The following is a 13,286-nucleotide window of genomic DNA, read 5'->3' as shown; positions in this document are numbered from 1 at the left end:
TAAAAAAGGCTCTCGTTTCGTAATCCACTTTATAAAAAGTTAATATGCAAGTATAGAGGGAGTCGCGAAACGCGACCGCCCTTTCATAAAATAAAAAATTCACTTTTTCAAGATACTAAAGCTTACTTGAAATTTAATAAATTAAATCTTAAATTAAATAGATTTATAAGACTGTACCTTTTTCATTAATAACTATATCTCTCTTGTTTGAATTTTTAGGAATTCCTTTTCTTCATCATTCAGATATGGATTTAACTTTTCAAATACAGTTTTATGATAGTTATTTAACCAATCCTTTTCTTCGTTTGTAAGCATTTCTACAATTACTCCATTTAAGTCTATTGGACAGTATGATATCGTCTTAAATCCATAGAACTCTCCAAACTCTTTAGAATTTATATCTTCTACCACTAAAAGAGTATTTTCTATTCTTATTCCATGCTTACCTTCCTTGTACACACCAGGCTCATTAGTTATTATCATTCCTGGTTCTAATACTGTTAAATTTCCTTCTGGTCTTATTCCCTGTGGTCCCTCATGGACATTCAAGAAGTATCCAACACCATGACCTGTTCCACACTTATAATCTATTCCATAATTCCATAATGGCCTTCTAGCTAATATATCTAAATTCATTCCTGTAGTACCTTTTAAGAATTTTGCTGTTGATAAAGCTATATGTCCTTTTAGTACAAGGGTAAAATCTCTCTTTTCTTCTTCAGTTACATTTCCTAAAATAAAAGTTCTAGTTATATCTGTTGTTCCATCAAGATATTGCCCACCAGAATCTACAAGAAACAGCCCTTCTTCTTTTAACTCATAGTCAGTTACTTCCGTCGCTGAATAATGCATCATAGCTGCATGATCTTTATAACCTGCTATAGTTCCAAAGCTGTCACCCTTGTAGTTCTCTCCTTTAGATCTAAATTCAGTTAACTTTTTACTTGCTGATATTTCTGTTACCTTTTCTTTTCCTAGAGTATCATTTAACCATTTTATAAATTTAACCATAGCAATACCATCTCTAACTTGAGATTTTTCAGTATTTGCTATTTCAACTTCATTTTTTATAGCCTTTAATTTTGTAGTAATATTCATTTCATTTATCACTTTTATATCACCACTTAAGCATGAATATATCTTAGCATTTACTTTATTTAGATCCAACATAGTCGTACCCTTTATTAATTTCACATGCTCTTCTATTTCATCATATTCATATATTTCAAAGCCTTCATTTTTCAGCTTCTCTCTTGTATAATTATCTACCTTATCATTATTTATATATAAGTTTGCATGACTTTCATTTATAAGAACATAAGAAAGTGCTACGGGATTAAATTTAACATCATTTCCTCTAATATTACAAAGCCATGCTATATCATCTAAAGAAGATATTATATAATTTTTAGCACCTTTTTCTTTCATATATTTTCTAACTTGCTGTAATTTTTCTGAAGCATATTTACCAGAATAAACTTCATCATGTATAAATATTTTACCTTTTGGTAATTCAGGCCTTGTTATCCAAATATCTTTTAATAAATCGTACTCCATGCTAATACTAAAATTATTTTCTTTAGCAATGTCTAAAAATACTTTGTATTGATTAACTGAAAATAATCTTCCATCAAACCCCAAAGTTTTTTCAGATTTAATATTTTCCTTTATCCATTCTTCAAGAGTTGGATATCCAGGAGTTCTCATTTTCATAAGCAAAATTCCGCTTCCATCAAGCTCTCTTTCTGCCTGAATAAAATATCTACCATCAGTCCATAAAAATGCTTCTTTTAACCCAACCAAGAGTACTCCTGCTGAACCTGTAAATCCTGATATAAATTCTCTTCCCTTAAAATACTCAGCAACATATTCGCTTTGATGTGAATCGCTACTTGGAATAATATAATAATCTATTTTCTCTTTTTTCATAAATTCTCTAAGCTTTTCTAAATTATTCATATTTTCTCCTTTCATAATCTTATATATTTTTTATAAATAATATTATATCTATATATTTCATGATAATCTATACATTCATTTCACCCTAAATATAGTATATTTTTACAAAAATTGTTGATTTAGTTATAGTTTTTTTATATAATTTATTTGTTGTATAAAAAGGGGGAGACTTATATGGGAGACTTATCTAAATTTAAAGATTTTATTGTAGAAGCTAAGAAAAACACTTATGCTTCTGGAGCTAAGAAAGAAAAATCATCTAGACCAAACTCAAAAGACTACGCTTATAAAAAATATAATTATTATTACCTTGATAGTCATGTTGGAGATAAGGAATTCATAGGCGAGGAATTAGTTTGGCTTAGTGAAAAGGTTTGCTGGGGGATGAATTATAAAGGACAAGTTCTTGTTAATGAAACACCATCTGGATTTAACAAGTTTTTAAAAAAAGCTTTAAAAAATGTATCCGAAGATTCTCCATTCAGAGGCCCAAAATATTTTGAAGATGAAGATTTTATTTATGAATGTAAGTGGGATGGAGATTTATCCTTATTTAATGGAGTTGAATCAATATCTCATAAAGGAAATGAAGTATTCAGACTTTATTTCCATGGTGGAAACCTTAAATAAATATTTCCAACTTAGAATGAAGCTCTACAAATAAACATCTTGTAGAGCTTCATTTACTATATATGGTATTTCAAATCTTTAATATAACTAGACTATAATACTAGTTAATTATTATTCCAAGTTAATTTATCATTTTTTACTTTACTTCTTCAACCTTCTTACCTAATATTTGTACTCCTAAGAACACTGCTATTATTGATATCGGGAGAACTACATACCACTGTAATCCAAAACCTGCTGGTATATATCCAAATATAATTGTTATGGATGCTATAAATAAAGCATACCACATTTGAGTATTTACGTGTGCTATATGATTGCATCCAGCTCCCATTGATGAAAGAATAGTAGTATCTGATATCGGTGAACAATGATCACCAAAAATAGCTCCTGTTAATACTGCACTTGTACTAACAATTACATAACTCATATCAGGATTCATCGAATATGACAATGGTATTGCAAGCGGCATCAATATTCCCATAGTTCCATAAGCAGTTCCTGTTGCAAATGAAATAATTGCACCTAGTATAAATATAAGGCTTGGTAATAAGAAATTAGGTAATGATCCTGAAAGTAATGAAACAAGATATTTTGCTGTTCCTAAATCTTTTATTACAGAACTAAGTGACCACGCTAATAATAATATTACTCCTGTTATTAATAAAGGTTTCATACCGTCTATCCATGTATCTATAGCTTCTGAAATTGTAAATATTTTTTTAGCTACTCCCATTATTATAGATACTATACTTGCTACTAATGCTGATTGGAATAACGCAACAGATGCATCTGATGCACTAAAAGCTTCTTGTATAGCTTTAAATGATAATGGTGAATTAGTAATTATTTGTTGAAGTGAAACGTCATCTCCCCCCATTATTGCAGAGTAACCACTAAAATAGAAACAAAGTAATGCCGTCACAACTAGTACACCGATTGGAATTATGGCATTCCATATACTTAGCTTTATCCCTTCTTTTGGTTCAAGTTCAGCATGATCCATATTGGACTCTACTGCAACTTCTTCATCTTTAGAATTTAATCCCCTTCTCCTTGCTTCTATTTCTGCCTTATACATAGGTCCAAACTCTTTTAATAATATTGAAGTAATAAATACAAAAAATAGTATCAGTATATTATAAAATCTATAAGGTATAGTTTGTAAGAAAATCCCAAAAGCATCAACTTCTTGACCTATACCATTAATAAAGGCATCATTTATTAAACCAACCTCTAATCCTATCCATGTCGATACAATGGCTAATCCAGCTATTGGTGCTGCTGTTGCATCTATAATAAATGCTAATCTTTCTCTTGATATCTTCATTTTATCTGATACTGGTTTCATGATAGGTCCAACTATTAATGAATTAGCATAGTCATCAAAAAACACAGCTAATCCTAATAAAAGAGTAACTACTTGAGTGCTTTTGGCAGTTTTAGCTTTTCTTGCTAGTACTTCTGCAACAGCCTTAGCGCCCCCCATCTTAGCAACTAAATGTATAACTCCTCCTATAACTAATACCTGAAGAATTATACCAGCATTCCAAGGATCAGCTAATGAGTTTAAAACTCTAGATACAAAATCCAAAAACGAATTTATAATAGCATTAAAAAGTGAATTGTCCACTAGTTGTACTAAGAAAGTTCCTGATAATGTTCCAATAAATAAAGATATAATTACATTCTTCGTTAAAAAAGCTAATACTATTGCAATAACAGGTGGTATTAAAGTTAATAACCCATAATGATTTGCATTAGATGTAGCTATATCTACCTCTTCTGCAAAGACTATTGATGTTGATAGTAATATCATCATAATAGTCAATAATGCTACTTTTAAACTTTTTTTATTATTCATATTTAATCCCCCTTAATGTAATTTTGTAAATAATTAAAGGGCAGAAATTAAAAAGAGCCTTGAGTTTTCACTCAAGGCTCTAAATATACTTTAAACTATAATAGAAAAAGTAAAATTCCTCAAGCGATAGCTCACCACAAAGCAAGTTTGTGACAGTGTTACATATATTTTATGCAACCCCAGCCATATGATTTTAAAGCATCAATCATACGCTTCGGCGATAATTCCTTTCCTATTAAATCACTGTGCTTACCTCGTTAATAGTACTCTTAAGTATCGCTCCTCTACCCTTGTCGTTATTCACATTTAATTTATACCTATATTATACAGATATTAACTTGTCAAATCAACTATAACGTAAATATTAATTTCTAATAATCTTATTTATCCGCCATAAATTCTTCTATTTCCTCTACTGTTTTAATCATTTCTTTTGTTAATACTTCATTTCCTTCTTCGGTAATTAAAACATCATCTTCTATTCTAATTCCAATTCCTTCATTCTCGATATATATTCCAGGCTCAACAGTATATATCATTCCAGGCTCAAATGTAACATCTCTATTTTCTAATTCTATATCATGTGTATCCATTCCTAAACTATGTCCTATACTATGGTAATAGAATTTTGAAACATCATCTTTTTCTGTCATTAATCCAAGAGAAATACATTCTTCTGAAATCCAATCCTTTGCCTTTTTATTTAAATCAAGAAATTTAACTCCTGGCTTCATTTCCTTAATAACTTTTTCATTCACTCTAAGAACAGCATTATAAACCTCTTTCTGCCTTTCAGTAAATTTACCATTAATAGGGAAGGTTCTTGATATATCACCATTATAGTATTTATATTGAGCACCTAAATCAAATAATATTAAGTCTCCATCATTTAATTTTGAATCATTCGTTACATAATGTAGTACTGTAGCATTTTTACCTGCTGCTGCAATAGTTTTAAAAGCAAAATCTTTTACTCCATTTTTCTTGCATATAAAATCAAAATATGCTTCTAGTTCATATTCCTTAATACCAGGCTTGGAATTTTTCATTAACTCTTTTACGCCTTCTATTGTAATTTCTATTGCTTTTCTTATTGTATTAACTTCTTCCTCAGTCTTAATAAGTCTTAAATCCCCTATAATTTTAAAAGCATTCTTAATATTTATATTATAATATTTATTGTTAACTTCATTCGCATATTTATATGACGCATTACCTTTTTCTAGATCAAGATATATATTTAATTCTTTTTTATTAAGAACTAATTTTTCTATAAAATTATCAAACTCCCCAAGGTATTTAATATCCTCTATTCCACAAATTTCAGGAACCTCTTCTTTTCTAATAGTTTTTCCTTCCCACTTTTCTGCAATAGGATCAACTTCTTTTATAAATAAATATTCATTGACCTTACCATTAATCTTAGATAAAACTAAAATATGATTTTCTTCATCAACTCCAGTTAAGTAATAAAAATTTCTATTTGGCGTAAAATGATAATTTTCATCAGCAGTTTTCTTTGGTGCATTTCCTGCAAATAAAATTAGTAAAGAATTATCTTCAATACATTCTAACACCTTAGCTCTATTATTCTTATAGAATTCCTTATTCATAAATTCACTCCCTCTTTTTTACTCCATAGCTAATACCTTAACACTAACAACATTAGGTAATGCTCTTAAAGTATTAACTAAGTGTTTTAAATCTTTTTTCATATTAGATATATCTAATGTTATAGTTACATTTGCAGCCATATTTATAGGTATATCTTGATTTATCGTTAATATATTTCCCTTATTAAAAGCAATACAATCTAAAACCTTAGATAAAGTTCCAGTTTCGTGAGATAGTAGTACAACTAAGGTTATCTTTTTACTATTTATCCCCTCTGACATAGGAAAAACATAATCCTTATATTTATAAAATGTACTTCTGCTTATTCCTGTTTGTTTTACAGCTTCACTTATATCTTTTGCCTTTCCCGTAAAAAGACTTTCTTTAACGTCTAAAACCTTTTTAAAAACTTCCGGCAACACTTTACTACTAATAATATAAAACTTTTCTGAAGCCATAACATCACCTGCCCCTATATGAAAATTAAATAAGCTATATAATTAATAATTATATAGCTTATTTAAAAGAAAATACATATTATTCGTAATGTTTATTTTTTTCATTGTATTTATATATGAATGTATTTATATATGAATCTTATTTGATTTCTTAACTCTTCCTATAAAAATTTTTATAAGTGAAATCAAAATAGATATAACTCCCCCTAAAGCAAAGCAAAGTTGTATGTTTCCAACAAATAGACCAACTAATACTCCTAATCCTACTCCATACGCTAAAAATATAGCTAAAATTTTTATTTCTTCATCTGACAAAAATAATCTGTCATTCCACTCCATCTCTTAAACACTTCCCTCCTTTATTTATATAATTTATTATAGAATATTTTGCTTATTAACTAGTTACAAAATTATTACGTATTATTTAAAAGTTATTAATTATTCTGTACACCTTTTTCTATTTATAATAAAAGTCTACTTACTAGAAAAACTGCAGTTATTATTGCAGTTATATCGGCTAATACTGCCGCCCACAATGTATGTCTAATTTTTTTAATTTGCACAGCACCAAAATAAACTGTTATTGTATAAAATATAGTTTCAGTTGTCCCCATAATTACTGAAGATATTAACCCTATAGTAGTATCTGGTCCATAAGTCTTTAGGATGTCTGTTAAGATTCCAACAGCACCACTACCTGACAAAGGCTTGACTAATACTAATGGGATAACTTCTTTAGGTAGTCCAATTACCCCACCTATTGGAGCAATCATATTATTTAATATATCTAATAACTTTGCCTCTCTAAATATGTTTACAGCTATAATCATAGCTAATAAGTATGGAAATATATTTAAACAAACTTTTAATCCATCCTTGGCTCCCTCTATAAACCATTCATAAACTTTTCTCCCCTTAAACATCCCATAAGTAATAATTATTATAACTATTATTGGAATTATGCTTTTCGTTAAATATTGAAACACCTTAAAAATCCCCCCCTTTAAAAATACCGTTGTAGTATTTTACAAAAAACAACTCCCATAACTGCTGCAATAGTGCTTGCCAACACAGCTGGCATTATTATTGCTCCTGGATTACTTGATCCACAAGCTGCCCTTATTGAAATTACTGTAGATGGAACTAGCTGTATGCAAGCTGCATTCAAAACTAGAAAAAGAGACATATCATTTGAAGCTATTCCTTTTTCCTTATTTAATCTATCCATTTCTTGCATAGCCTTAATTCCAAATGGAGTTGCTGCATTTCCAAGCCCCATCATATTAGCAGTTATATTCATTACTATTGCACCTAAAGCTTTTTCATCTTTTGCTGCTTCTTTAAATATTAATTTTAAAATTGGCCTTAAAACTTTTGCTAATTTGCTAGTAAAACCACTTTTTTCTGCTACTTTCATTACTCCGCACCAAAAACACATAAGACCAACCAATCCTATAATAAGAGAAACTGTTGAATCAGCTGAAGATATTATAGCCTTAGATATTACCTCTCCATTTCCTGTGAGCAACCCAATTAGCACTCCTAAAAATATCATTCCAAACCAAATATAATTTATCAAAATCTCACCTCTTATGAATTACTTATACAATATATGCCTTGCATCTAATATTTATTAGTGATAGGATAAATATATGTACTATTAATTATGTTTATATACATAAAGGAGACGAATTATGAAGGAATCTAACTTAAAAATAGCCCAAAAAGATATTGATGACGCCTTAAAAACAGTAGAAGATATAGTAAGTGTTCTAGATGACACTGATCTTCCTAGAAATGTATTAAAAGAAAAATTTGTTACATTAACAGAAAAAGTTCAAGAATTAGAAAACATATTAAAAACTGAAGGAATTCTTTAAATTTATAATAAAACAAAAAAACAACTTCATTTTCTGAAGTTGTTTTTTTGTAACCCATAACTCACATTTTCTTATTGATTAGATAACCCACTTCTAATCAGACCATACACTATCATACTTTCTCATACACATAGTTGAAACTGAAAACGTTTAATAATATATTAACATAATTATATCATGCTTTCTATTTTGTGGCAATACATAAAATGTAAAAAAGTAGGGATACTGAATATATTATTCAGTATCCCTACTTAAAACTTTACTTACAACTTTCTCTCTCTACAAGCTGATAGTCAAGAACATATTGTGATTCTTCTAATTCCTTTTTATTTAACATCTTTATAAGCATTCTCATAGCCACTGATCCCATATCATAACTTGGTTGCTTTATTGTTGTTATCTTAGGATAGAAAACTGAAGAAACTGCATTATCATTAAATCCTATAACGCTTACATCTTCTGGAACTTTTTTACCACGCTCTCTTAATGCATTTATTACTCCCATAGCAATTTCATCTGAAGCACATACTACAGCTTCATAACTCTTCTTACTATTTTCAAAGTACTCAACTGCCTCATATCCAGTCTTAACTTTTAATCCTTTAGTATAAACTAAATCTTCATCTACATTAAGGCCTTTTTCTTTTAAGGCGTTTTCATATCCTATGTATCTGTCTCCCCAAGCATTCATACTATCTTTTTTAGCACCTACATATGCTATGTTATTTAATCCTTTATTTAATAGATAATTAGTAGCTTCCTCTGAAGCCTTTATATTATCTATTATTACACTTGGTAAACTTTCTTCTTTATCTTTGGATTCAACTAATACTGTAGTTAAATCTAATTCATTTATAATATTTAAAGTTTCTTCTTGTAATGATGAACTCATATATATAACTCCATCAACCATTTTTTCTTTAAGTACTCTTAAATATTCCTTTTCCTTTTCGTCATCAAAATCAGAGTTACACAATATCACGTTATAATCGTATATATTAGCAACATCCTCCGCTCCTCTAACTATTTCAGGATAAAAACCACTTGAAATATCAGGAACTAAAATACCGACTGTTTTTGTCTTTTGCGTCTTTAAGCTTCTTGCTACTATATTAGGTCTATATCCAAGTTTTTTTATAGCGTCTAAAACCTTCTTTTTTGTATCTTCATTTACAACATCTATATCATTTAAAACTCTGGAAACAGTAGCAATTGAAACGCCCGCTTCTCTAGCAACATCTTTTATAGAAGTAGCCATACCAACATCACTCCATTTTTCTTTATAATCTTTTATCCTATTCTAACTATATATTATACTATTTGCAAATAGTTAATACAATATTCAAGGTCTCTCTTTATAATAATTCACTATATATTCGCAATAAAGATGTCACTTTTAACCAAAATATTCCATAACATCATGATTTTCATATAATTCTTGAATCGTTAAATTTACCTAAAAATTAAATAGAATTTTTTTTAAATTTATCACTACTAAATAGCCCTCTTCCACCATTTAACTAACTACATATTAATTATCTAGCAATTGAAAAACTATATTAGAGTTAAAAAGTTAGAAGTTTAATAAAACCTCTAACTTTATTAACTTATTTTTTAATTTAGTTAATTACTTCAACTGTCATATTTAGCTTTTCACCATTTATAACAATTTCAGTATACTCTACTTTTTCATTAATAACAATTTCTTGAGTTAGTGTTTCTCTCTTTATTACATCAGAGTACTTATTAACAACACCTATAAGCATATCATTATCTGCAACAAATAACTTAATCTTATCTGCTACCTCAAAGCCTCTTTCTTTTCTCATGTTTTGTATCTTTGATATTATTTCCCTTAGGTGACCTTCTTCTTTTAATTCCTCTGTAATAGTTGTATCTAAAACAACACCTATTTCACCTTCACCTGCAAAAGCATATCCTTCTAATCCTTGCATTGTTACTAAAACACTCTCACTATTTAAAACTATTTCTGTTCCATCTACTGATATAGTTTCAGTTCCTCCACTTTGAAGCTTTTGTGCTAATTCCATTTGATTTCTTGAAGCTATTTCTCTTCTTATTCCCGGAATTAATTTACCATACGCTCTACCTAATACAGGTAAGTTAGGCTTAATTTCAAAATTAACATATTGTGATAAATCAGCACCAAACTCTACTAATTTTATATTAAGCTCATCCTTTATGATATCTCCATAGTATCCTGGTATTGCATCTGTTGATAATAACATTTTTGAAAGTGGCTGTCTATTCTTTATATTAGCACCATTTCTAGCACTTCTTCCAAGTTTAACTATTGTGTAAGCTAAATCCATTTCTTTCTCTAGTTCTTCATCAATAGCACTTTCATCTACAACTGGCCATGAACATAAGTGTACACTCTCTGTAGAAGATTTATCTAATCCAACAACTAGATTTTGATAAATTTCTTCTGTTATAAACGGTACAAAAGGAGCAGCTACTTTAACTAAAGTAGTTAAAACTCTATATAAAGTTACATAAGCACCAATCTTATCTTCTGTCAAATCTTCTGACCAATATCTTGCTCTATTTCTTCTTACATACCAATTTGATAACTCATCTGTAAACTCTTCAATGATTAATGCAGCTTGAGTTATTTGATATGAACTTAAATTGTTATCTACATCTTTAATTAGAGTATTAAGTTTTGACATTATCCACTTATCCATTACATTTTCTGATTTGAAATCTTTATAATCTAATGGATTGAAATTGTCTAATTCTGCATATAACACATAGAATGAATATACATTCCAGAAAGTGCTTAAGAACTTTCTTTGAGCTTCTGCTACATCATCAATAGAGAATCTTGTTGGAAGCCATGGTGCACTTGCAGTATAGAAGTGCCATCTTGTTGCATCAGCACCTTGTGCATCTAAAACCTCAAATGGATCCACAACATTTCCTTTTGATTTTGACATCTTTAATCCCTTTTTATCTAATACGTGTCCTAAAACTATACAGTTTTCAAAAGGATTAGTATCAAATATTGCTGTTGAAATAGCTAATAATGTATAGAACCAACCTCTAGTTTGGTCAACAGCTTCTGAGATAAATTGAGCTGGGAAGTTCTTTTCAAATATCTCTTTATTTTCAAAAGGATAGTGTAATTGTGCAAAAGGCATTGATCCTGAATCAAACCAACAGTCAATAACTTCAGCTGTTCTTGTCATTTCCTTGCTACACTTAGGACAATTTAAATGGATGTTATCTATATATGGCTTATGAAGCTCTATATCATCTGGAACATTAATTCCTTTTTCCTTTAACTCTGCTATACTTCCTATACATTCTTTGTGGCCACATTCACATTCCCAAATAGGAAGTGGAGTACCCCAATATCTATCTCTTGATATACCCCAGTCAATAACATTTTCTAAGAACTTACCAAATCTACCTGTTCTAATGTTATCTGGATACCAATTAATTTTATTATTATTTTCTAAAAGCTTATCTCTAAGCTTAGTCATTGCAACAAACCAGCTTTCTCTTGGATAATAAAGAAGTGGTGTATCACATCTCCAACAGTGTGGATATGAGTGAAGATGTTTTTCAGATTTAAATAACTTGTTGTTTTCATCTAAATACTTAACTATGCTTTCGTCACACTTCTTAACAAACTTTCCAGCCCAAGGAGTTACTTCTTCTACGAAGTTACCACTTGCATCTACTAAGTTTATAAATCCAATTCCATTCTTCTTTGCAACTATACTATCATCTTCACCATAAGCTGGTGCTATATGAACTATACCTGTACCGTCAGATAATGTTACATAGTCTCCATGTATAACTTCAAAAGCTTTTCCTTCAACTTCACCAAAAGGAAGTAATCTTTCATATTTAGTTCCTAATAATTCAGTTCCTTTAAACTCCTTAACTACTTCGTAGTCTTCACCTAAAACTTTTGAAGCTAAATCTTTAGCAATTATTAATATTTCATCTCCAACTTTAGCTTCAATATAGTCATATGCTTTGTTTACGCATAATGCTAAGTTTGATGGCAATGTCCATGGAGTTGTTGTCCACGCTAGTATATATTTATTTTCTTCTCCTTCAACCTTAAACTTAACTATAGCAGTTAAATCCTTAACATCTTTATATCCTTGTGAAACTTCATGAGAAGATAGTCCTGTTCCACATCTTGGACAGTAAGGCATTACCTTATGACCTTTATATAAAAGACCTTTATCCCACATTTGACTTAATGCCCACCAAACAGATTCTATATATGAATTATGATATGTAACGTAAGGTTTCTCCATATCTACCCAATAACCTATTTGATTAGTCATCTTTTCCCACATGTTAACATAAGTAAAAACTGATTCTTTACATTCAGTAACAAATTTTTCAACTCCATAGCTTTCAATTTGCTCCTTACCTGAAATACCTAATTTCTTTTCAATTTCAAGTTCAACAGGTAATCCATGAGTATCCCAACCAGCTTTTCTTATAACCTTATATCCCTTCATTACCTTATATCTTGGGATAATGTCCTTCATAACTCTTGTTAAAACGTGTCCTACGTGTGGTCTTCCATTTGCTGTTGGAGGTCCATCATAAAATGTAAAATATTCACCATCTTGATTCATATCAAAATTCTTTTTGATAACATTATTTTCTTTCCAAAGGTCAGCTACTTCTTTTTCCATACCAACAAAACCCTTTGGTAATTCAACCTTTTTGTACATATCTTAACTCCCTTCTGTTAATTACTTCATAATAAAAGCTAATTGCTTTAAGGATATACTTATTACTAATTATTAATCTTAAATCTATATTTTACATTATTAACTATAGTTTAGTAATTATTCATTAGCTAACATCAACTATAAAATAATA

General features: G+C 29.5%; 11 protein-coding genes and 1 riboswitch. Of the genes, 2 read left to right on the top strand and 9 right to left on the bottom strand.

Annotation, left to right across the window (positions count from 1 at the left end; genetic code table 11):
• Nucleotides 1–192: 192 nt before the first annotated feature.
• Nucleotides 193–1,959: an aminopeptidase P family protein gene (locus NSA50_RS08105; RefSeq protein WP_257444349.1), complete on the bottom strand. Its 1,767-nt coding sequence runs from the start codon at nucleotides 1,957–1,959 to the stop codon at nucleotides 193–195.
• 174 nt (nucleotides 1,960–2,133) lie between these two features.
• On the opposite strand from NSA50_RS08105, the gene NSA50_RS08100 reads away from it, so the two are divergent.
• Entirely contained in the window at nucleotides 2,134–2,589 is a 456-nt protein-coding gene (locus tag NSA50_RS08100; protein ID WP_257444347.1) for a DUF5680 domain-containing protein, read from the top strand.
• A 136-nt stretch (nucleotides 2,590–2,725) separates the two neighbouring features.
• Here NSA50_RS08100 and NSA50_RS08095 read toward each other — a convergent pair whose 3' ends face one another.
• The 6 genes from NSA50_RS08095 to NSA50_RS08070 all read right to left on the bottom strand — a co-directional run bounded on the left by NSA50_RS08095 (nucleotide 2,726) and on the right by NSA50_RS08070 (nucleotide 8,104).
• Nucleotides 2,726–4,453 (bottom strand): Na+/H+ antiporter NhaC family protein, encoded by a 1,728-nt coding sequence (locus NSA50_RS08095; RefSeq protein WP_195429627.1) that lies wholly within the window; start codon nucleotides 4,451–4,453, stop codon nucleotides 2,726–2,728.
• 119 nt (nucleotides 4,454–4,572) lie between these two features.
• Nucleotides 4,573–4,748: riboswitch (Lysine riboswitch) on the bottom strand.
• 85 nt (nucleotides 4,749–4,833) lie between these two features.
• Complete coding sequence (locus NSA50_RS08090) at nucleotides 4,834–6,066, bottom strand: aminopeptidase P family protein (RefSeq protein ID WP_195429629.1); 1,233 nt, start codon at nucleotides 6,064–6,066, stop codon at nucleotides 4,834–4,836.
• Between the two features lie 18 nt (nucleotides 6,067–6,084).
• A complete protein-coding gene (locus NSA50_RS08085) occupies nucleotides 6,085–6,525 on the bottom strand; it encodes an ACT domain-containing protein (RefSeq protein ID WP_195263862.1) in 441 nt (146 codons plus the stop codon).
• A gap of 126 nt (nucleotides 6,526–6,651) precedes the next feature.
• Complete coding sequence (locus tag NSA50_RS08080) at nucleotides 6,652–6,864, bottom strand: hypothetical protein (RefSeq protein WP_195263863.1); 213 nt, start codon at nucleotides 6,862–6,864, stop codon at nucleotides 6,652–6,654.
• Between the two features lie 122 nt (nucleotides 6,865–6,986).
• Entirely contained in the window at nucleotides 6,987–7,511 is a 525-nt protein-coding gene (locus NSA50_RS08075; protein ID WP_195263864.1) for a nucleoside recognition domain-containing protein, read from the bottom strand.
• A 17-nt stretch (nucleotides 7,512–7,528) separates the two neighbouring features.
• On the bottom strand, nucleotides 7,529–8,104 hold the full coding sequence (locus NSA50_RS08070) for a nucleoside recognition domain-containing protein (protein WP_257444342.1): 576 nt from the start codon (nucleotides 8,102–8,104) through the stop codon (nucleotides 7,529–7,531).
• A gap of 115 nt (nucleotides 8,105–8,219) precedes the next feature.
• Here NSA50_RS08070 and NSA50_RS08065 point away from each other — a divergent pair, with 115 nt between their 5' ends.
• Nucleotides 8,220–8,405 carry a hypothetical protein gene (locus NSA50_RS08065; RefSeq protein ID WP_195263866.1) on the top strand — a complete coding sequence of 62 codons (186 nt, stop codon included), beginning with the start codon at nucleotides 8,220–8,222 and terminating at the stop codon, nucleotides 8,403–8,405.
• A gap of 259 nt (nucleotides 8,406–8,664) precedes the next feature.
• Here NSA50_RS08065 and NSA50_RS08060 read toward each other — a convergent pair whose 3' ends face one another.
• Nucleotides 8,665–9,663, bottom strand: a complete 999-nt coding sequence (locus NSA50_RS08060) for a LacI family DNA-binding transcriptional regulator (protein ID WP_195429632.1) — start codon at nucleotides 9,661–9,663, stop codon at nucleotides 8,665–8,667.
• Nucleotides 9,664–10,024: 361 nt separating this feature from the next.
• On the bottom strand, nucleotides 10,025–13,135 hold the full coding sequence (gene ileS / locus NSA50_RS08055) for an isoleucine--tRNA ligase (protein WP_257444339.1): 3,111 nt from the start codon (nucleotides 13,133–13,135) through the stop codon (nucleotides 10,025–10,027).
• Nucleotides 13,136–13,286 lie beyond the last annotated feature (151 nt).

It is taken from the genome of Clostridium mucosae, assembly GCF_024622765.1.
Lineage (GTDB): Bacteria > Bacillota > Clostridia > Clostridiales > Clostridiaceae > Clostridium.
The sequence above is the reverse complement of the archived record's forward strand: the minus strand, read 5'-3'. Positions and strand labels throughout refer to the sequence as shown.

Bases quoted from the DNA above. Each gene is read 5' to 3' on its own strand.
- NSA50_RS08105 (WP_257444349.1), bottom strand. From the start codon at position 1,959: ATGAATAATTTAGAAAAGCTTAGAGAATTTATGAAAAAAGAGAAAATA.
- NSA50_RS08100 (WP_257444347.1), top strand. From the start codon at position 2,134: ATGGGAGACTTATCTAAATTTAAAGATTTTATTGTAGAAGCTAAGAAA.
- NSA50_RS08095 (WP_195429627.1), bottom strand. From the start codon at position 4,453: ATGAATAATAAAAAAAGTTTAAAAGTAGCATTATTGACTATTATGATG.
- NSA50_RS08090 (WP_195429629.1), bottom strand. From the start codon at position 6,066: ATGAATAAGGAATTCTATAAGAATAATAGAGCTAAGGTGTTAGAATGT.
- NSA50_RS08085 (WP_195263862.1), bottom strand. From the start codon at position 6,525: ATGGCTTCAGAAAAGTTTTATATTATTAGTAGTAAAGTGTTGCCGGAA.
- NSA50_RS08080 (WP_195263863.1), bottom strand. From the start codon at position 6,864: ATGGAGTGGAATGACAGATTATTTTTGTCAGATGAAGAAATAAAAATT.
- NSA50_RS08065 (WP_195263866.1), top strand. From the start codon at position 8,220: ATGAAGGAATCTAACTTAAAAATAGCCCAAAAAGATATTGATGACGCC.
- NSA50_RS08060 (WP_195429632.1), bottom strand. From the start codon at position 9,663: ATGGCTACTTCTATAAAAGATGTTGCTAGAGAAGCGGGCGTTTCAATT.
- ileS (WP_257444339.1), bottom strand. From the start codon at position 13,135: ATGTACAAAAAGGTTGAATTACCAAAGGGTTTTGTTGGTATGGAAAAA.